At 46.4% G+C, this 21,149-nt stretch carries 18 protein-coding genes; 10 read left to right on the plus strand and 8 right to left on the minus strand.

Annotation, left to right across the window (positions count from 1 at the left end; translation table 11 throughout):
- Window positions 1-125: 125 nt before the first annotated feature.
- Window positions 126-1,502 (minus strand): ATP-dependent RNA helicase DbpA, encoded by a 1,377-nt coding sequence (gene dbpA, locus OJ16_RS14105; protein ID WP_040991899.1) that lies wholly within the window; start codon window positions 1,500-1,502, stop codon window positions 126-128.
- 110 nt (window positions 1,503-1,612) lie between these two features.
- Window positions 1,613-2,266, minus strand: a complete 654-nt coding sequence (gene folE / locus OJ16_RS14110) for a GTP cyclohydrolase I FolE (RefSeq protein ID WP_005599495.1) — start codon at window positions 2,264-2,266, stop codon at window positions 1,613-1,615.
- A gap of 182 nt (window positions 2,267-2,448) precedes the next feature.
- Between folE and moeA the strand changes: the two genes are divergently transcribed.
- Genes moeA through OJ16_RS14130 form a run of 4 tightly spaced genes read left to right on the plus strand, consistent with a single transcriptional unit; the run spans window position 2,449 to window position 5,627 of the window.
- A complete protein-coding gene (gene moeA / locus OJ16_RS14115) occupies window positions 2,449-3,684 on the plus strand; it encodes a molybdopterin molybdotransferase MoeA (protein WP_040991900.1) in 1,236 nt (411 codons plus the stop codon).
- 8 nt (window positions 3,685-3,692) lie between these two features.
- Window positions 3,693-4,448: a molybdopterin-synthase adenylyltransferase MoeB gene (gene moeB, locus OJ16_RS14120; protein WP_040991901.1), complete on the plus strand. Its 756-nt coding sequence runs from the start codon at window positions 3,693-3,695 to the stop codon at window positions 4,446-4,448.
- A gap of 25 nt (window positions 4,449-4,473) precedes the next feature.
- Window positions 4,474-4,773: a hypothetical protein gene (locus OJ16_RS14125; protein WP_040991902.1), complete on the plus strand. Its 300-nt coding sequence runs from the start codon at window positions 4,474-4,476 to the stop codon at window positions 4,771-4,773.
- A gap of 8 nt (window positions 4,774-4,781) precedes the next feature.
- A complete protein-coding gene (locus OJ16_RS14130) occupies window positions 4,782-5,627 on the plus strand; it encodes a sulfurtransferase (RefSeq protein ID WP_408063505.1) in 846 nt (281 codons plus the stop codon).
- A 57-nt stretch (window positions 5,628-5,684) separates the two neighbouring features.
- Here the strand turns inward: OJ16_RS14130 and OJ16_RS14135 are convergent, their stop codons facing one another.
- Together OJ16_RS14135 and OJ16_RS14140 are read right to left on the minus strand one after the other, a co-directional pair.
- Entirely contained in the window at window positions 5,685-6,977 is a 1,293-nt protein-coding gene (locus tag OJ16_RS14135; RefSeq protein ID WP_040991903.1) for a glycoside hydrolase family 18 protein, read from the minus strand.
- Between the two features lie 142 nt (window positions 6,978-7,119).
- Entirely contained in the window at window positions 7,120-8,118 is a 999-nt protein-coding gene (locus tag OJ16_RS14140) for a sugar-binding transcriptional regulator (RefSeq protein ID WP_040991904.1), read from the minus strand.
- A 467-nt stretch (window positions 8,119-8,585) separates the two neighbouring features.
- Here OJ16_RS14140 and tal point away from each other — a divergent pair, with 467 nt between their 5' ends.
- Both tal and tkt read left to right on the plus strand, forming a co-directional pair.
- The gene (gene tal / locus OJ16_RS14150) at window positions 8,586-9,536 is read left to right on the plus strand and encodes a transaldolase (protein WP_040991906.1); all 951 of its coding nucleotides are present in this window, start codon (window positions 8,586-8,588) and stop codon (window positions 9,534-9,536) included.
- 120 nt (window positions 9,537-9,656) lie between these two features.
- On the plus strand, window positions 9,657-11,648 hold the full coding sequence (tkt, locus tag OJ16_RS14155; protein WP_040991907.1) for a transketolase: 1,992 nt from the start codon (window positions 9,657-9,659) through the stop codon (window positions 11,646-11,648).
- A gap of 121 nt (window positions 11,649-11,769) precedes the next feature.
- Here tkt and galE read toward each other — a convergent pair whose 3' ends face one another.
- The gene (galE, locus tag OJ16_RS14160) at window positions 11,770-12,792 is read right to left on the minus strand and encodes a UDP-glucose 4-epimerase GalE (RefSeq protein ID WP_040991908.1); all 1,023 of its coding nucleotides are present in this window, start codon (window positions 12,790-12,792) and stop codon (window positions 11,770-11,772) included.
- 363 nt (window positions 12,793-13,155) lie between these two features.
- Between galE and OJ16_RS14165 the strand changes: the two genes are divergently transcribed.
- The 3 genes from OJ16_RS14165 to OJ16_RS14175 are packed head-to-tail and all read left to right on the plus strand — an operon-like array spanning window position 13,156 to window position 15,538.
- Window positions 13,156-13,902: a 5-oxoprolinase subunit PxpA gene (locus OJ16_RS14165; protein ID WP_040991909.1), complete on the plus strand. Its 747-nt coding sequence runs from the start codon at window positions 13,156-13,158 to the stop codon at window positions 13,900-13,902.
- Window positions 13,899-14,606, plus strand: a complete 708-nt coding sequence (locus OJ16_RS14170; RefSeq protein WP_040991910.1) for a 5-oxoprolinase subunit B family protein — start codon at window positions 13,899-13,901, stop codon at window positions 14,604-14,606. Before OJ16_RS14165 ends, OJ16_RS14170 begins: the two co-directional genes overlap by 4 nt.
- Window positions 14,603-15,538, plus strand: coding sequence for a 5-oxoprolinase subunit C family protein (locus OJ16_RS14175; protein WP_040991911.1), 936 nt, complete (start codon window positions 14,603-14,605; stop codon window positions 15,536-15,538). Before OJ16_RS14170 ends, OJ16_RS14175 begins: the two co-directional genes overlap by 4 nt.
- A gap of 112 nt (window positions 15,539-15,650) precedes the next feature.
- On the opposite strand, the gene OJ16_RS14180 is transcribed toward OJ16_RS14175, so the two are convergent.
- The 3 genes from OJ16_RS14180 to OJ16_RS14190 all read right to left on the minus strand — a co-directional run bounded on the left by OJ16_RS14180 (window position 15,651) and on the right by OJ16_RS14190 (window position 20,523).
- Window positions 15,651-17,123: an FAD-dependent oxidoreductase gene (locus tag OJ16_RS14180; protein ID WP_040991912.1), complete on the minus strand. Its 1,473-nt coding sequence runs from the start codon at window positions 17,121-17,123 to the stop codon at window positions 15,651-15,653.
- Window positions 17,124-17,410: 287 nt separating this feature from the next.
- A complete protein-coding gene (locus OJ16_RS14185; RefSeq protein WP_040991913.1) occupies window positions 17,411-19,849 on the minus strand; it encodes an ABC transporter permease in 2,439 nt (812 codons plus the stop codon).
- Entirely contained in the window at window positions 19,849-20,523 is a 675-nt protein-coding gene (locus OJ16_RS14190; protein WP_040991914.1) for an ABC transporter ATP-binding protein, read from the minus strand. Before OJ16_RS14190 ends, OJ16_RS14185 begins: the two co-directional genes overlap by 1 nt.
- Between OJ16_RS14190 and OJ16_RS14195 the strand changes: the two genes are divergently transcribed.
- Complete coding sequence (locus tag OJ16_RS14195) at window positions 20,522-21,124, plus strand: arylesterase (protein ID WP_040991915.1); 603 nt, start codon at window positions 20,522-20,524, stop codon at window positions 21,122-21,124. The two genes, OJ16_RS14190 and OJ16_RS14195, sit on opposite strands and share 2 nt — an antisense overlap.
- Window positions 21,125-21,149: the final 25 nt, after the last annotated feature.

The raw sequence follows: 21,149 nt of genomic DNA on the forward strand, positions 1-21,149 counted from the left end.
GCCAAATAACGTCTAGTCGATGGGAATAGCAAGTAGAGAGTCGCGATTGAAAGCAAAACGGCCTCTCACATGAGAAGCCGTTTTATTTTATTCATGATCACGACACCAAACCGGTGTCGTGTTAATTACTTCATGATACGCGCTTTAAACGCTTTACCTTTGATCTTACCATTTTGCAGTTGTTTTAGAGCGCGGTTCGCGACTGATTTATCGACTGCTACGTAAGAAACCATCGCAAGAATATTGATCTTACCGATTAGCTTACCGTCAATGCCTGCTTCTTTGGTCAGTGAACCAAGAATATCACCCGCACGCACTTTCAACTTCTTACCACCAAGAATTTGGATGGTCGTCATTGCAGCGTCAAATGGTTCACCCACTGGACGATGAGGCAGCGCTGATGGCTTAATTTCAATGTCCATGTACTCTTCGATCAAAGCGGTACGGTAGCCATCTTTATCGCTAAAGAAGCTGAATGCTTGGCCTTTTGAACCTGCACGACCTGTACGACCAATACGGTGTACGTGAACTTCTGGATCGCGTGACAATTCAAAGTTGAATACCGCATCTAGGTTATCAACATCCAAACCGCGCGCTGCAACATCCGTTGCAACAAGAATTGAGATACTCTTGTTTGCAAACATGGTTAACGCTTGATCGCGTTCACGCTGCTCTAGGTCACCATGCAATTCAATCACGCTGAAACCACGGTTATGCAGCTCATCGGCAACCGCCATCACTTCTTTCTTCGTGTTACAGAAGATAACGGATGACTCAGGGCGATGTGCCATAAGCAACGTTTCTAGCGCTTCATCACGATCTTCCGTTGAATTGATCTTGTAGAAGTGCTGCTCAATCGTTGATGTTTGGTGCGTCGATTCCACTTTCACCAATTGAGGCGCTTTCATGATGCGAGAAGCAATCGCTTCAATTTCTTTCGGGAAAGTCGCACTGAATAGCAACGTTTGGCGTTCTGTCGGCATTTGGTCGATGATCGCATCAAGTGCGTCTTGGAAACCCATGTCTAACATGCGGTCTGCTTCATCCAATACCAACGTATTTAACTCTGACAAGTCGATACGGTCACGGCTAAGGTGATCAAGAATGCGACCCGGAGTACCGACTAAGATATGCGCGCCATGCTCTAGTGAACCGATTTGCGGTCCCATAGGCATACCACCACACAAAGTAAGCACTTTAATGTTGTGAATGCCGCGCGCTAGCGTACGGATTTCTTTTGCCACTTGGTCTGCCAATTCACGAGTTGGACACAGAACCAAAGATTGAACGCGAAAACGTTTTACTTTTAGGTTTGATAGCAAACCCAACGCAAACGTTGCCGTTTTACCTGAACCCGTTTTGCCTTGGCCAATAACATCTTTGCCGTCTAGTACGATCGGTAAGCTTTGTGCTTGGATAGGTGTCATTTGGGTGTAACCCAAAGAATCAAGTGTCGTTAGAAGCTCAGGCTGTAATGGTAAAGATTTAAATGAATCGGTCAAAACTTATACTCGTCGTTTGTCACTCTATGCAATGAGCATAGAAGAAAATAGCAAAATAAAAAAACCGCCTCTCAAGAAGCGGTTCTTACAAAAATTCGTGTACCCGAAGGCTAACGTAACCCGTGCAAAAACTCTGCCCGCGTCGCTGGGATGGATTTAAATATCCCACCAAGTGCGGTTGTCGTCGTTTGGCTGGTTGCATCCATAACGCCACGAGATTTCACACAATAATGCGTGGCATCAATGGTCACTGCGACATCATCAGATTCTAATAATGTCTGCAACGCAACTAGGATTTGCTGCGTCAATCGCTCTTGTACTTGAGGACGCTGAGCAAAGAAACGCACAATACGGTTGATCTTCGAAAGACCAATGATTTTCCCGCGTGGGATATAAGCCACCGCCGCTTTACCATCAATTGTCACTAAGTGATGCTCACACGTGCTGGTTAAGGTGATGTCTTTTACGCGAACCATCTCGCTGACATTCATCTTATTCTCAATCACGGTAATTTTCGGAAAGTTTTGGTAGTCAAGACCAGAAAAAATTTCATCCACATACATTTTCGCAATGCGGTGCGGTGTTTCTTCTAAACTGTCGTCAGTAAGGTCAAGATCAAGCAGAGACAGAATTTCTCTCATATGATGTTGGATCTTTTCCTTTTTTTCTTCACGACTAAATTGGCTAGGCACCATCGGTGTCTCCAATCCACGGCTTTCAAGTGCATCTTTTACTAACAATGCGGACTCGCTCAGACCTGACATTCCACTTCCTCATATTACTCCTTGCGGATGGCTGACAAGGATACTCGGATTTTTTAATAATTACACCCATATTTTAACTACGGGCGTTATTCTGCGGACGATTCAACGCCACGGTACGCTTAGTGTCGCGTGGAATTTATGGTAAAGTGAGTCAAAACTATAAATAGAATAGGAATGACACCATGGGTTGCTGTGACGCTCCTGGCTTAATGCCAATTGAAGACGCGATGGAAAAAATGCTATCGCGCATTGAACCACTTCAAACTACCCTCGATTTACCACTTGCTGAGGCGCTGGGGTTTGTTCTTGCACAAGACATTCTTTCGCCGATATTTGTCCCGCCATTCGACAATTCTGCTATGGATGGATACGCCGTACGCATCGCGGATTTAGCGCAGTCGAACACACTACCGATGGCAGGCAAATCGTTCGCAGGTCAACCTTTTGATGGTGAGTGGCCAGCCAATACTTGTATTCGCATTATGACCGGAGCACAGATCCCTGCCGGTTGTGACGCCGTGATCATGCAAGAAAACACCGAAGTCACTGACGCTGGTATCGTGTTTAACGAGTCCAACATCAGACCACAAAATAATATCCGCCCGACTGGCGATGATATCAAACAAGGCGATGTGGTTTTAGCCAAAGGCGCGCGTTTAACGCCGCGTGATATTCCAATGATTGCGTCGCTGGGCGTGAGTCATATAACCGTGATTCGTAAGCCCAAAGTGGCCTTTTTCTCAACCGGCGATGAATTAAAACCGCTGGGGGAACCTCTCGAAGCCGGTCAAATCTACGACAGCAACCGTTACGGCATTAAACCCCTGATTGAAAATTTCGGCTGTGAAGCCATTGATCTCGGCATTATTCCTGACTGCCCACAAACGTTAAAAGAAACGTTTGAGCAAGCACAATCGGTCGCGGATGTTGTGGTCACCTCCGGCGGCGTAAGTGTTGGTGAAGCTGACTATACTAAAGACATTCTTGAAGAGCTTGGCGAGATTGGTTTTTGGAAACTCGCCATCAAGCCGGGCAAACCTTTTGCATTTGGCGCGCTTTCCCAAGCATGGTTCTGCGGCCTACCCGGTAATCCCGTTTCTGCCGTACTGACAATGTATGTATTAGTGCAACCTATGCTAGCCAAACTGTCAGGACATACTGAGTGGAAAGCGCCTGTGTCGATTCCTGCCATAACGAAAAGTGGTTTTAAAAAAGCCCCTGGTCGCACCGATTATCAGCGCGGTATCTACTCGCTTGAGAACGGGCAATTTGTGGTCGAAACGACAGGTAACCAAAGCTCTGGCGCATTCCGTTCGATGAGCTTGGCCAATTGCTTTGTTGTACTGGAACGTGAACGTGGCCGCGTCGAAGCGGGCGAAACGGTACAAATTCAGCTGTTTAACTCAACGTTATACTAGAGGTCGCTGTGGAGATCTTATCCGATCAAGAGATGCTGCGTTACAATCGCCAAATTGTATTAAACCAATTTGATTTTGATGGCCAAGAAGCCCTCAAGCAAGCATCGATTTTAATCCTTGGCGCCGGTGGTTTGGGTTGCGCCTCAAGTCAGTACTTAGCGACTGCAGGCGTTGGCAAACTCACCCTTATCGATGATGACATTGTCGAATTGTCGAACCTGCAGCGCCAAGTTCTGCATCACGATGCTGATATTGGTAAAAAGAAAGTCGAATCAGCTGCACAATCTTTGGCACTTTTGAATCCGCACATCGAGATCGCCACAATTGATCAGCGATTAAGCGATGAAGCGCTTTCCGATTTAATTGCAACGCATACGTTAGTGCTGGACGCTTCTGACAATGTGGATACACGCAACCAGCTAAACCGCTTGTGTTACCAGCATAAGACACCGTTGATTTCTGGTGCAGCCATTCGTATGGAAGGCCAAATAAGCGTCTTTACTTACCAAGATGAGCAAGCGCCTTGCTATCAGTGTTTGAGCAGTTTATTTGGTAATGGGGCTTTGAGTTGTGTTGAAGCCGGTGTCATGGCGCCTGTCGTAGGTATTATTGGCGCAATGCAGGCGATGGAGGCGATTAAAGTCATTGCAAACTATGGCACGCCAAAACAAGGCAAAATTTTGATTCTGGATGCGATGACAATGTCATGGCGAGAGATGAATTTGATGAAAATGCCAACATGCTCTGTGTGTGCTCAAAAATAGGCTATCAGGATAGGACACTTCGGTTATGGATAACCCTAAATACTATGTTGCCGCCCTACTCGCCGCTTTGATGCTGCTGCTTGCGCTATTGTTGTTGAGATCCAACAACAATAGCCAAGTCACTCATGTTCCGATTATCGAATCCACGCTCACTCAATCTCTTGATGGGCAACGTCGATTTTTGACTCTCGATATGGGCAAAGGGCAAACCCACGTCTTATCCGCGCCAACAAGCGCTCAATGCAGTCCAAGAAGTCAGGCTCAGATCGAACAAACCACCGATTTATTCGGTCGTACCCGCTACCACTTTATCTCTTGCCAATAGGAGGCAATGTGACTTTACCTGTGACCACTCCCCTTGTATCCGCAGAATGGCTTTACCAACAAAGCGATAATCCAAACCTAATGATCTTGGACGCGAGTATCGATTTTCAAATTCCTTCTGAATCTCCAAAAGATAAAGAAAACCTAATCCCGCAGTCGATTCGCTTCGATTACGATACGCATTTTTGCGATCCTGAGGCTTCACTGCCCCACATGATGCCAAACGAAGCACGATTTAATCAACTTGCTCAACAAATTGGTTTGAATAACGAGTCGGTTATCGTGGTGTATGACAACAGCGGCACGTTCGCCGCTCCACGTGCTTGGTGGATGTTAAAAGCGATGGGGCACCAAAACGTATTCGTGCTTGATGGTGGTCTAACGGAATGGAAGCGTTGTGAATATCCGACGACCACGCATTACCGCAATGCGCCTGCTGGCAACTTCAATGGCACGTTAGAGACCAATTACTTTGTCGATGCTCAATATGTGAAGCAGAAGATTGACGATAACACCAGCTTAACGGTGGATGCACGTGGGAAGGCGCGTTTTCTTGGTCAAACGCCTGAACCTCGAGCCGGAATTCGCAGTGGCCACATTCCAAATTCGGTTTGCTTGCCTTTTGCCGAACTAATCGATGGTCATAAACTCAAAACCGTTGAACAGCTGACACCTATCGTGCAGCAAGTTCTTACCACTGGAAAACAAGAGTACTTGTTTAGTTGCGGCTCAGGGGTCACTGCTTGCATCGTATTATTGGCCGCCTCACTGATTGGCTATGATGTAAAACAGCTAAAGGTCTATGACGGCTCATGGACAGAATGGGGCAGCAACCCACAATTACCGATTCAATAATCGAGAAATACTGCCATTATTCTAAATTAGAGAGTCCCCGATGCTTCGGGGATTTTCTTACTTAATTCCGTCTTTCATGGCCTCGACAAGTTCACCGGTAGGATCTCCCGAAAGCTCCCAAGTAAAAATTCCCCCCAGTTTTGCCTTCTTAGCCCAAGCAGCCTTGGCTTTGATCGAACGCTCATCTTCAAATGAAATAAAAACCTTACTTTCAGGGTTCCAGAGATAAGGGGCCTGGGCCTGCTCATCGTATTTGTATTGATAGCCTTGCTTAGCACCATAGTTTTTGACGATATCCCAGAACATAAAATAACCATTCTCGCCCGTTCCAAATTGAGCGCCCTGATCTGATTGCAAATCGCCTTTGGGTAAACCACCGGCATAGCCTTGGGTACCTTGCCAGCCTCGCCCATAGAAAGCCGCGCCAATCACAAGCTTCTCACTTGGAATACCTTGTTCAATCATCTGGTCAATAAAGACATCCGCCCCCATCCCCCACCAACTGCGCTCTGTCGCGTGCAAATTGGTCATGTGGCCCGTCTGGGTTCCCCACCCACCAAGAAAATCATATGTCATCGCAAACATATTGGTTAAATATGGGCTGGCAGCCGACCAATCAATTTGCGCGGCTTTTGCGCCAACCCCCACGGCGGTGGAAAGCTCGTAATCGCGCTGAGTTTGTTGGCTAAGCCGATCTAAATCGGCTCTAAGGACTTTGACCAACTGAGTAAACGCGTCTCGCTCTAACGCCTTTTGCTCGTCAGTCAGCTTGGTTTCTGGATTCCATGGTGACGTGGTTAAGCCTCCGCCTCCTGGGTATTCCCAATCAAGATCGACACCATCGAAAAAATCATATTTTGCAATGAGTTCAACGGCAGTTTTTGAAAAGTGTTCTATCGCTTTAGGGTCTTTAACCATGGCATGAAAGGGTTCAGACATGGTCCAACCGCCAAAAGAAGGCAGGATCTTAATGGTAGGATGTTCATTTTTTAGCTGCGCTAATTGCGCAAAATGACCTTGGTAATTAACCTCAACGTCAACCGCGCCAAAATCTTCTTCAAGTGCTGCTTTTTTATCGACTATGATTGCCGTGTACGGTGCTTTTCCTTCACATTGTTCGGCCACTTGTTGTTGAACTTTTTCACTGGCACCGGCGTGAGGGCCGCACATACTCAAAAATGCATAAATAATATGGGTGAGGTTTTCTGCCGGTATGTCTTTTACTTGATAAGGATTATCAGCATTGGCATATTGCCAATCGGCGAAGTAGCCAGCAACGACGCTTTCTTGCGCATTGATATTAAACGCTAAAGTGCTGGAAAAAACGGCAGCGATCATTGTTTTCTTCATCATTACTCTCCTTGCATGGTTAACAATCAATTAACCAAAAAAGAATAATTTTGACGCCAAAACAAAATAAAGATGCGACTAAGTATTAAACGATCGCATCTTCATTGCAAAAGTTACATTATTGTAAAAGTTACATTCGTTGTTATTCGCCTTTGTGCTGCGTTTTATCCGCAATTTGTTCGTCAAGATTGAGAACGGTTAATGCGTTACTTACGCTAGTGGCAATCACATCAATTGCGCCCGTTCGCAATGCGCCAAGCAATGCCAAGGGTTTGCTATTTTCTGCGGCGATAGCGATAACTTCTGAAATCGTACGAAACTCATCAATCCCCAAACCAATGACTCGATCACTCATGACCGTTTTGGCAGCAACACCATGAATGTCAAAAAAGTCGTGCCCAGCAAAGTCACCGACGACACCTTGATGCAAACGAGATTGCACCACCTCATCAGGCGTAAACCAACCCAAATCAACCATGTAGCTGTTTTCACTCATATCACCAATACCAATCAAGGCGACATCGGATTTACGTGCCAAATCAAGAGTTTGCTTAACCGTTGCATTTTGCATAAAGGCTAATTTTTGTTCTCGGTTTTCAGCATAAGCGGGAGCATAAAGCGTCTCAGAGGTACCACCGTAGCTTTTCGCGAATTGTCGGCAAATATGGTCGGCGTTAAACATGCCTCCGCGAGGGTGGATGCCGCCAATGCCACAGACAAACTTCACTTCTTTTTGAGGAATGACACCAATATGATGTGCAACCGCCGAGACATTACGTCCTTGCCCAATAGTGACAACGGTGCCGTTTTGTAAAGTACTGGCCATATATTTCGACACAAGCCCCGCGACTTGCAAACGTTGTCGCTCTTCATTAGGTTGGTCCAATGCAACGAGTGCTCGTTTGACACCAAAGCGTTCGATTAATCGTTGTTCAATTTTCGCGCTGAAAACTGGGTGATACTTTACCGTGATTTCAACAATCCCTTCATCACGGGCTTGCTTGAGTAATCGACCGACTTTCGCTCGCGAGATCGCGAATTTTTTTGAAATTTCTTCCTGAGTCGCACCATCTTGATAATACGATACGGAAATCTCGGTCAGTAAATCGGCACTGTCTATAAACTTATCTGTTGTTGTCACTGACGTTATCCATCTAAATGAAGAAAACAACCAAGCAGTATATCTAAACTGTTCATATACTCATGGCAGTCATATTGTCCATTCCTCTATTTTACCCTGCACATTTGCGCGCGCGCAATACAAATGCGCAACTATCATTTGAGTTTTCTGCCATCGTCAATCGTATTCCAAAATCACAAGCAAACGTTTACTCAGATTTCACCTGCCATTCACATCAAAACAATGTTGATTCAGCTCACTTAATTACGCACTCGCTAATTGACATTGGCGCCCAATAGGATAAATATGAACTCATCATTTACTCATCGTTAGAACAAATGCTCAGAACAATTGAACTAACGAACAAAAGTTTTCTTTTAATGGGCTGGAACGGTCTAAATTTAGACAAGTACTCTCCATTAACTCGCTTGCAAATGTATACGCTACTGTTCCCTGTTAGCGTGTACTGAAAATTAGGATGATCAATTATGAGCAATAAATTAGAGCAACTTCGCAAACTAACAACGGTTGTAGCAGACACTGGTGAAATTGAAGCAATCAAAAAATACCAACCAGAAGATGCCACCACTAACCCATCTCTAATTCTTAAAGCGGCTCAAATTGAAGAGTACGCACCACTGATTGACCAAGCGATCGAATACGCAAAAGCACAAAGCAACGATAAAACTCAGCAAGTACAAGACACTTGCGACATGCTTGCGGTTAACATCGGTAAAGAAATCCTAACGACCATCCCAGGTCGCATCTCGACAGAAGTAGATGCCCGTCTTTCTTACGATATGGAAGGCAGCGTAACGAAAGCGCGCCAGCTAGTGAAAATGTACAACGATGCCGGTATCACGAACGACCGCATCTTGATCAAACTCGCTTCAACATGGGAAGGCATTCGCGCAGCTGAGATCCTAGAAAAAGAAGGCATCAACTGTAACCTAACGCTTCTTTTCTCTTTTGCTCAAGCTCGTGCTTGTGCTGAAGCAGGCGTATTCCTAATTTCTCCTTTCGTTGGTCGCATCATGGACTGGTACAAAGCGAAAGAAGGCCGTGATTTCGAACCTTCAGAAGATCCAGGCGTTATCTCTGTTTCAGACATCTACACCTATTACAAAGACCACGGCTACGAAACGGTTGTTATGGGCGCAAGCTTCCGTAACATCGGCGAGATCCTTGAACTTGCAGGCTGTGACCGTCTAACAATCGCACCTCAATTGCTTGCAGACCTAGAAGCAGCGGAAGGCGAAGTAGTCGAAAAACTTATCGATTCTAACGGTACTAAAGAGCGCCCTGCCGCGATGACTCACGCTGAATTCCTATGGGATCACAACCAAGACCCAATGGCGGTTGAGAAACTAGCAGAAGGCATCCGCAACTTCGCTGTTGACCAAGGCAAACTTGAAGAAATGATTGCCGCTAAACTTTAATTGCTTACTGAAAGCGAGTAGCCCAGCTACTCGCTTTTATTATCCACTTTCATAATAATTTCTATTTGAGCTTATTTAATAAGTTCTCTTTAATTCCAAATTTATCGAGAAGTAACCACTATGGATCGTAAACATTTAGCAAATGCAATCCGTGCTCTAAGCATGGACGCCGTTCAACAAGCAAATTCAGGCCACCCTGGCGCACCAATGGGTATGGCTGATATCGCTGAAGTTCTTTGGCGCTCTCACTTAAATCACAACCCAGTGAACCCTGAGTGGGCTGATCGTGACCGTTTTATTCTTTCTAACGGCCACGGTTCAATGCTGATTTACTCTCTACTACACCTAAGTGGTTACGAGCTGTCTATCGACGACCTTAAGAACTTCCGTCAACTGCACTCTAAAACGCCAGGTCACCCTGAATACGGTTACGCACCAGGCATCGAAACGACAACCGGTCCTCTAGGTCAAGGCATCACCAACGCAGTGGGTATGGCGATGGCTGAAAAGTCTTTGGCTGCTCAGTTCAATAAAGAAGGCCATGACATCGTTGACCACCACACTTATGTTTTCATGGGTGATGGTTGTTTGATGGAAGGCATCTCGCACGAAGCTTGTTCTCTTGCGGGTACGCTTGGTCTAGGCAAACTGATTGCATTTTGGGATGACAACGGCATCTCAATTGACGGTCACGTGGAAGGTTGGTTCTCTGACGATACGCCTAAGCGTTTTGAAGCGTACGGCTGGCATGTTATCCCTGCGGTTGATGGTCACGATGCTGACGCAATCAATGCGGCAATTGAAGCGGCAAAAGCGGATCCTCGCCCGACGCTAATCTGTACTAAAACCATCATCGGTTTTGGTTCGCCAAACAAATCAGGCTCTCATGATTGTCACGGCGCACCACTGGGTGCAGAAGAAATCGCCGCGGCGCGTGAATTCCTAGGTTGGGAACACCCAGCATTTGAAATTCCAGCGGATGTTTACTCTGAGTGGGATGCAAAAGCAGCCGGCGCAGATAAAGAAGTGGCTTGGGATGCGAAATTCGCCGCTTACGCAGCCGCTTACCCAGCAGAAGCGGCTGAATTTAAGCGTCGTGTAAACGGTGAACTACCAGCGCAGTGGGAAGAGAAGACTCAGCAAATCATTGCGGATCTACAAGCAAACCCAGCTAACATTGCATCACGTAAAGCGTCTCAAAACGCACTAGAAGCGTTTGGTGCGATGCTACCTGAATTCATGGGTGGCTCAGCTGACCTAGCGCCTTCTAACCTGACCATGTGGTCTGGCTCTAAGTCGTTAACCGCAGAAGACTTCTCTGGTAACTACATCCACTACGGTGTGCGTGAATTCGGCATGACGGCGATCATGAACGGTATCGCTCTGCATGGTGGTTTCGTGCCTTACGGTGCGACTTTCCTTATGTTTATGGAATACGCACGTAACGCGATGCGCATGGCTGCTCTGATGAAGATTCAGAACATCCAAGTGTACACCCATGACTCTATCGGTCTGGGCGAAGATGGCCCGACTCACCAACCGGTTGAGCAAATTGCTTCTCTACGCCTAACACCAAACATGAGCACATGGCGTCCATGTGACCAAGTTGAGTCTGCAGTGGCATGGAAACTGGCGATTGAACGTAAAGATGGCCCATCAGCGCTTATCTTCTCGCGTCAAAACCTAGCGCAACAACCTCGTGATGCAGAGCAAGTGGCGAACATCGCGCGCGGCGGCTACATCCTTAAAGATTGCGCAGGCAAGCCTGAGCTAATCCTTATCGCAACGGGTTCTGAAGTTGAACTAGCGGTGAAAGCGGCAGAAGAACTAACGGCGCAAGGCAAAGCGGTACGTATCGTATCAATGCCAGCAACCGATGCGTTTGATAAGCAAGATGCGGCTTACCGTGAATCAGTATTGCCATCAGATGTGACAGCGCGTATAGCGATTGAAGCCGGCATTGCTGACTTCTGGTACAAGTACGTAGGTTTTGATGGTCGTATCATCGGTATGACTACATTCGGTGAATCAGCACCAGCTGAGCAACTGTTTGAAATGTTCGGCTTCACGGTTGAAAACGTCGTGAATACCGCACAAGAGCTGCTTGACTAACAACAAGTATCACTCATAAAAAAACCGAGCAATTTAGCTCGGTTTTTTTGTCTCTCATCATCTAATTCATCATACTAAGAGCAGAGCGACAGAATCTGAGATCCCTAAAAGGATTGACGGATCAAGCCTGTTCGTCAGGGTAGCCTTGTGGGTTGTGTGACTGCCAACGCCATGTATCTTGCGTCATCTCATCAACCGTGCGTGTCGCCTTCCAACCTAAGTCATGCTCGGCTTTGCTTGAATCCGCCCAACATTCCGCAATATCGCCTGCACGACGCGGGGCAAATTGATACGCAATTGGGTTACCGCTTGCTTTTTCAAATGCTTGAACCATTTCAAGTACGCTATAACCTTTACCTGCGCCTAAATTGTATGTGTGCAACCCGGCTTTCGCACCCACACCATTTAACGCCGCTATATGACCGTCGGCCAAATCCATCACGTGAATGTAATCACGTACACCCGTACCATCGATTGTCGGGTAATCGTTACCAAAAATCGATAGATGTTCACGACGACCTACAGCGACTTGAGCAATAAACGGCATCAAGTTATTTGGGATCCCTTGCGGATCTTCACCCAACTTACCCGACGGATGAGAACCGACTGGATTAAAGTAACGTAATAGCGTGATGCTCCAATCAGGATTAGCATGTTGGAAATCAGTTAAGCATTCTTCAACAATCAACTTACTTCGGCCATAAGGATTCGTCGCGCTAGTCGGAAAATCTTCTTTGATTGGCACCGAGGCAGGATCACCATACACAGTAGCAGACGAGCTAAAAATCAAGCTTGAAACGCCCGCCTCTCGCATTGCATCGACTAAAACAAGCGTACCATGAACGTTGTTATCGTAGTATTCAAGTGGTTTCTCGACTGACTCACCCACCGCTTTTAAACCTGCGAAATGAATGACTGACTGAATGTCATTTGCTTTAAGAACTTTCGTCAAGAAGGCTTTATCACGGATGTCACCTTCAATAAACTGAACATCAACACCCGTGACTTCTTTGATTCGCCCCAACACCGATGGCTTGCTGTTATACAGGTTATCAATAATGATTGGCGTCATGCCTGCCGCTAACATTTGAATACATGTATGGCTACCGATATAACCCATACCACCTGTCACTAATACCTTCATTCCATTCGCCTTGTTGTTGATAACCTCTTAATTATACAACGCTTGTCAATTAAAGCTCAAAGTGAAATTGTGACATCAACAATATTCATTCGCACTCATAGCCAAAATTTTTGCCAACTGATTCAATCGATGGCCCTTTGATTATACTTGGCCGCCAATCACAACAATACTCCACGTTCTTTAACCCGCAAATTTTTTATCATACCGCCAGCATCACAGACCCTAGTTCTCATTTTGGGTTATGGTTTTAAACAGATGGCTTTAATCAGTATTAACATCAATTACAGAAAATCGAAGAAAACAACATTTCGGGGTGACTTTAGTTTGGGTCAAATTTAAATGGGTGATACGAAGGAATAGATCATGAGGAAGCAACAAATCACACTGAATTGTGATATGGGTGAAAGCTACGGCCCATGGAAAATGGGGGATGATGAAAAAATCATGCCTTTGATCGATATGGCGAACATTGCTTGCGGTTTTCATGCCTCTGACCCTAAAACGATGGCTGACACCATACAGCTTGCAATTCAGCACAACGTAAAAATAGGCGCTCATCCTAGCTACCCCGACATCGTGGGATTTGGTCGCCGCTCTCTGGCAATGTCTTCCGATGAAATAACCTACTCTGTCATCTATCAAGTTGGCGCGTTAAAAGCGATGTGCGAAAGCTTTCATTCTGAGCTGAGTTACATTAAGCCTCATGGCGCCTTGTACAACGATATGATAAAAGATTTGACGATTTTTGAAGCCGTGGTTGATGCCGTATCTTGCTTTAACCTACCCTTAATGATGTTAAGCATGCCCAATATCCAAACGCTTTTAGATATCGCCGACCGTTATGAAGTTCCGATCTTATTTGAAGCCTTTGCAGACAGAGCGTATTTAAGCGATGGTTCGCTTGCCCCACGAACGGTGGCTGGAGCGATCCTCGACGACCAAGACGTCATTATTGAGCAAATCAAAAAAATCGTTGCTGGCGGGAATATACGTACGCTAGATGGTCAGAGTTTGACTATTGAAGCCGATACTATTTGCGTTCATGGTGATAATCCACAAGCTCTTAGAATTCTTAGGGCAACGAGAGACGCGCTTGGAGGCCAAAGATGAACAACCTTGTTTCTTTTCATCCGGTATCTGAATGTGCCTTGCTTATCGAGTTCAATTTACCGGATAGCACCGAGCTGTCAGTATTTATCGGCCAGGTAACTCAACAAGTTTACCATCAACTTGAACACTCGGTCATGAATGTAACGCCCTCCTACACCACGATCTTAATTGATTATTTACCTCACCGAATGTCGCAAACTCAACTGATTGCAAAGCTGGACCTAGTCATCGAACAGGTCGATTCTGCCCCAATTAAAACCTTTGCAAACTCGATGATTGAGCTCCCAGTGTATTACCACCCCGAGGTCGCCCCAGACTTGGAGCGATTTCAGGCTATGGGTATCGACATTGATGCCTTTATAGAGTTTCACACCACCGCTATTTACACCGTGCAGGCAACAGGGTTTGCACCGGGCTTTGCCTTTATGGGTGACGTTGTCACTGATATTCAACTCCCTCGCCATGACACGCCAAGGTTAAAAGTACCAAGAGGCAGCGTGGCTATCGCCGAAAATAAAACCGCCGTCTACCCCTGTGAATCACCTGGTGGGTGGAACATCATTGGAAATTGCCCCATAGACCTTTATCACCCCGAAAACTCGCCTATGATTCCTTTCATCATTGGCGGACAAGTGCGCTTTGTCGCGATAAATCGAGAACGTTTCATTCAACTGGGTGGGCAATTTTCTGAGGCCGAATCATGAGAGAGTATGGATTGAAGGTACTAAAACCGGGGGCCCTCAGCCTTATTCAAGATTTGGGGCGATTTGGCCAGGCGCAAATAGGCATCACACAAGGTGGGCCATTAGATGAATATGCCTACAGTTGGGCAAATTACTTGCTTGATAACCCCGTCAATTGTCCCTGCATAGAGATTACATTAGGCCAAGCTGAATTTTTGATTGAGCATGATGGGTTCTTTGCGATTTGTGGCGGAGATTTAAAAGCAACACTTGACGATATTCCGCTGAAAAACTGGAGCACATTTCAAGCTCATTCCGGTCAAACCCTTGCCTTCGCTCTGCCGAAAAACGGTTTGCGCTGCTATCTCGCCGTCAAAGGAGGATTTACCCTTCCCACTCAATTAGGCAGCTGCGCGAGCGTTGAACGAGACCAACTTGGTGGGCTACATTCAGGTCATCCCTTGCAAGAAGATGACATTCTTACCTTTCGCGCCTTCGCCCTGTCGAATCGCTCACTGATCCGTCAACTCAGCTTTCGTTTTCAGCCCGATTACGACCTCCCAATCACATTACGTGTAATTGAAGGTTACCAGAGAGATAAGTTTACGCCGCAGGCAATGGAACAATTCTATCTCCAAGAGTTTACCGTCTCAGCTCATATCAATCGCATGGGATATCGCTTAAGTGGTGCCTCCATTGAAGTACCTGAAATCAAAATGTTGAGTGAAGGCATTGCATTAGGCGCGATTCAAATTCCACCCGATGGGGAGCCGATCGTGCTATTTAACGATCGACAAACACTCGGGGGCTACCCCAAAATCGGCTGTGTTTCTCGTATTGACTTACCGCGGTTGGCTCAAGCGAAGCCGGGACAAAAGGTACGGTTTATGAAAGGGAATCTTGCAGAGTTACAAGCAGATTGGATTCGATGGGCGCATTATTTTGGCTATTAGTCCGTAACGCGCACTGCGATAGAATGATGACCAGTGAATATCGGGCAATTCAACGATTTTATTCATTTGATTGCCCGTCTATCACGTTTAACTGATTCTGTAGATGAGCGGTTTACTTCCCATAAACTTGCGCAAGTTCGATGGGATAGCCTCGCTCAACCGCAAGTTGTTGTGCTTTCTCGACAACCTGTTGCTCGCTTAGCGCACAACTAATTGGATGGATAGCTTCGATTGATCGATTCGCCCCTGCAGCTGTGCCCGCTTCCTCTGCAACGCTCTGAACCAGCTGCCATTGTGACACAATTTTTTTCGCCGCTTCTAACGCTGATGACCCCTTCACGACTTCAATTCTGGCGTAGTTTTTTTCTGAAAACGACACATCCGCAGCGCGAAGCGTGTCATCAGATCCTGGGATCTGCTGCGCACCATACAACGGTGTGCCAAATTCAATCGCGCTCGCATAATCGGGCACGAAACGACTCATGTGCTCAATGGCACGATTGCTGCGCGCTACTCTGACGGATTCACACCAACCTTGTGCAATCTTATCAACCAAACGGGATGGCAATTGAGGTTGAGACGTCAACGAATTCGATGCCACCAAACCGCCATCAAACAAGGTGATGTCCTTAGTCATTCCATGCAGTTGGAAGATCGAGTTACTGTAGGGCGTCAGCTGAGCCATACCATTGGGCGTGCCCCTAGGGCCATGGAAGATAACCTCAGGCCACCACTGCTGATTTTGAGCCCATTGAGTAACGTAGGCCGCTTTGAATTCCACCATTCTTTGGCGAGGCGCATCCGCTAAATCATCCACAATGCCGGTTTCAAACCCACACGCATTGATGACGTAATCATAATCGTGCTGCATCGTGGTATTTGACGGCTGATGGTGCAGCGTTAATTGCCACTGATCATTCACTCGAGTCATGTCGACGAGTTTTGTTGACACCATCACGCGACTGGTCGGCAGTTTTTCTAACGCCAGCATTGCCGATGCCGCAATGCGGAAGACGCTCCACCCAAACTCATTCACCGCCACAACCGGGTACTTAATGCCTTCAAGGTCAGCAAATTGGGCAAATGGGATAAGCCATTGGTCGTAATCTTGAGGGCAATCAACTTGCTCAGCGGATTTGAGCTTTTCAAGATCATCACGTGAATACAGCTTAAAATAATCAAGAGGGTTACCCAGCACTTGATTCGCTTCATCTTTCGCAACGAGTTCCTGATAAACGGTGCGAATTTGCTCTAACCTTGACAGTAACGCCATCGGGTCACCACCATCGCTGTGTGGTACCACAATCAGTGTTGGGCGCTTATTTAATGTGTGAGGATACAAGCGAACAGAATCGATAGACTGCTCTAGCAATTCAATACACTGCTCAACCGAGATTTCTCGGTAAAGATTCCCACCAGCATGAAGATGGCAAATCGGTGGACCACAAACAAGACTGTCATTTTTTTCAATCAGGTCAATGTGAATCCCCTGTTCAGCAAGGTGCAATGCCGTTGTCGCACCGGCGATACCACCGCCAATAACGGCAACTTTTTTCTGGGCTATTTGATCGATATTTAATGTCATTGAGATCGGTAATTCATTCTTTCTGATAATATTTTACTGACTTTATACAGTTATGAAAATCACATTTTTTACAAGGTGTTTATCAGCAAATTTCATTAAAAAAGTAGCAAAAAAAGCTTGACGCATTTTCCATTAATTTGAGGAAATAGCGTTTTGTGAATAATTAAAATCCGCTACACGTGAGTTTTATTGGCTTAGCGCGATTAAAGCAGTTATCAACACCTGAAGTTATCCCTAACTTTATCCACAACTTCTGTGGGTAACTGCTCTAATCTTGACAACCGATGTTAGCTAAACGCCTTATTTATAGGGATTAACAGACGTTTTATCAAGCTGTTCACAACAACACCAAGTGTGCAAAAAGCCAATAGTGGAAGTGCAATCCAAAGTGAGTAATGCAGTTGAATTTCAAGGTCAAAACCCCATTTCATGATGGCTGCAACAATCAATTCAGCCCCTGCCACTGCGATAATACCTGCAACCATCCCCATCACGCCATACTCAGCCCAAATGGTTCTCACGACGCGTTTCTTACTCGCCCCTAAAGTACGGTAGAGTTGAATTTCATTTTGTCGTTGACCAAGGCTCAAGCGCAGAAGCGTGAAAATTAACAATGCGCCCGCGATGACACTGAGTCCTGCCAGTAAGGTAATGGCCCAAACAATTTGACTGACGAGCTCTTGAATTTTGGCGCCCATCACTCGAATATCCATCAAACTCACGGTCGGGTGTTGGCGCGACAAATCATTAAGTAAGGCGTCGTCTTGCTCCTGCACCCTGAAGCTCACAAGGTATGTCGCGGGTATTTGCTCAAGCACATCCGGCGTAAAAATGAAGTAAAAGTTCGGCTTCATATCTCGCCACTCGACATGGCGTATGGAGTCCACACGGGCCGTAACGGGTTGGCTGTTGATCATAAAACCAAGCTGGTCACCCAATTCCAACCCAAGTTCTTTTGCCACTTGGGCTTCTACGGAAACGCCGCCCAACGGTTGCCAATCGCCTTCCAGCAATGTGTTATAACTCGGAATAGCGTCGGAAAATGTGAAGTTAATTTCCCGGCTCAATGCATCACTGTCGATTTCACCGCCAACATATTCTTTTGCGTCAATTTGATTGATCGTCGCAACCCGACCGCGAATAATCGGATACGCATCTGACCGTTCAATACTGTTTTCATCCAAGATATTGAGATAGGCGTCTTTTTCATAAGGCGCGATATTCAGCGCAAATGCATTGGGCGCATCATCTGGTAACGTTCGTTGCCAATCCGATAGCAAATCGGTTCTCACCAGCCACATAACGGCCAGTAACATCAATGATAAGGCTAGCGCACCAAACTGAATGCCAGAACTCAATGACGAGCGATTGATGCGGCTTAATGCCAATTTAAACTCCGCATTGAGAGGCAGCCTAGCCATAACGCGAGTCATTGCCACACTAATCAACGCTAACACCGCGAATAACACCATCATGCCACCGAGGACAAGCCAGACTAAAAGATTGTCTCGAAACATCACCAAGAGTGCCGTAATCGGTACAAGCACTAAGAAGAAGCGCTTGTAATTCCCAACCACTTGCTGCGGTTGCATCGCATTGACCGCGCTTACGTTGATTAAATTACTTAGAGGAATGCCCAGTGCCGGAATCGCAATCAATACACTGGTGGATATCGCAAGTAAAGCAGGGGTAACGCCATAAGGCGGCAAAGGATTTGGCAGTAAATCAGCAAGAGGAAGTCGCAGTAAATACTCCAACCCAATCCCTAGAAGACAACCAAGCACAGACGCTGCCAATAATAAGATCCCGGCCTGAATCAACAACCAACGAATAATCCAACCTTTACTGGCCCCAAGACTCTTTAACATCGCAATGGTCTTCAATCGCGTAGACACATAATGCTGGCAAGTTAATACAAGCGTTGTCGCCGCCATAATTACCACAATAGCGACGGTCAAAGATAAGTATTGCTCTGTACGCTGGAAAACTTCATTCGTTCGACTTTCGCTATTTTGATCACGCCACGAGTCGCTCGGCGTTAACGTCACCGCCTCTTTAATCGATTCAAGTTGTGCGTCACTTCCGGTGAGAAAGTAACTATAGCGAACGCGACTACCCAGTTGTATCGCGCCCGTTTTTTCTAAGTCAGATTGGTGAATGTAAGCCGATGGCATTTGCTGAAACGGATTAAAACTCAAACCAGGCTCTTCAACCACGCGACCGCTGATAATAAAGTCGGCGTCACCCAGCGTTATCGTATCGCCCTCTTCCACCTCAAGTTGATTAAACAATCGTTCATCCAGCCACAATTGATTACCCGCGACACGAGAAACCATCTTGCCCGCCTGTGAGAGCTTGAGCTCACCAAGCAGCGGGTATCGTTCATCGACCGACTTCACCGAGACAAGCTTCATCGCATTATCGCTAAACGCCATCGTGGAAAATCTCACCATACTCGAGTGGTCAAGTTGCAGAGTTTCTGTCGCTTGTATCAGCTCAATCGGGATGGGATTTGACGATCGATAAACACTGTCGGCCGTTAACGCTTCTTTTCCTTGTTTTACGATCACTTGCTCCATACGCTCGGCTAACGCGCTTAACGCAAAAATCGCGGCGATGATCAATGTTAATGCCACAGAAACAGGCCAAAGCTGCCCCTGTCGTATTTCTTTCACACTCCATTGGAACAAATGCTTATTGAGCTGCTTTTTATTCAATGTCGTCATCAGCTCACCTCCAAACGCCCGGCATCAATTCGAAAGATCCGGTCACATTGGGCGGCCAACGCCATATCATGGGTCACCAATACTAATGTCGTCCCATGATGCCGATTCAATTCAAACAACAACTCAACGACTTTTTCGGCGGTATGTTGATCGAGGTTTCCCGTCGGTTCATCGGCAAACAAAATTTGAGGCTCAATCATAAAGGCACGCGCCAAAGCCACACGCTGTTGCTCTCCACCCGAGAGCTGAGCAGGAGAATGATGAGTTCGATGGCCTAAGCCGACTGACTCCAACAACGCAATCGCGCGTTGATTATCTGCCTGTTCCCCTTTAAGTAAGCAGGGTAACGTGACATTTTCAATTGCCGTTAAACTTGGGATCAAAAGAAAGCTCTGAAAAACAAAGCCAACTGACTCACTACGAATCGCGGCACGCTCTTCATCATCCAGTGTTGACAGAGGTTTACCAAGCACTTCTACTTCACCATGCGTTGGGGTATCTAGCCCCGCGAGCAACGTCATTAAGGTCGACTTACCCGCGCCTGACGTGCCAACAATGGCCACACTTTCCCCCGCTTTGATCTCTAAGTTAATATCCTCAAGGATTGTCAATTGTTCTTGATTGGTAGACACTGTCTTACCCAGAGAGATGGCTTTAATTACGGATGTTTGCATGATACGACTTCTTTCCTTGTTACTCGCGATAATGGCGATCACCCCAGCAGGGGCGACAACGCTACTCGTTCTTGGAGACAGCTTAAGCGCAGGCTATCAGATGCCTATTGAAAAAGCTTGGCCTAGTTTATTACCAAATGTGATGAAGCAAAATGACCAACCCCTCACTATTGTCAATGGCAGTGTTTCCGGCGATACCACCGGCAATGGTTTAGCCCGTTTGCCAGAGCTACTCAGCCAACACCAACCAACGTATGTATTGATTGAACTCGGCGCCAATGATGGTTTGCGCGGTTTTCCCCCGGCATTAGTCGCGAGTAACCTCACAACGATGATTGACACCATCAAAGCAGCGCAAGCAACACCCATTTTGATGCAAATCCATGTACTGCCTAATTATGGAAAACGTTACACACAAGCCTTTTCAGACGTATACCCAAAGGTGGCCTCAGAGCATAACGTGCCGCTAGTGCCTTTCTTCCTCGAATCAATCCTGCGCGACAACCCACAATGGATAATGAACGATGGACTTCATCCAAAAGAGGAAGCGCAACCTTGGATCGCAGAATTTGTTTCTGAACAGTTAATAAATCATCTCTAATTGCCATAGCTCAAGAAAATCGCCC

This window comes from Vibrio renipiscarius (assembly GCF_000827885.1).
In the GTDB taxonomy this organism is placed as follows: Bacteria; Pseudomonadota; Gammaproteobacteria; order Enterobacterales; family Vibrionaceae; genus Vibrio; species Vibrio renipiscarius.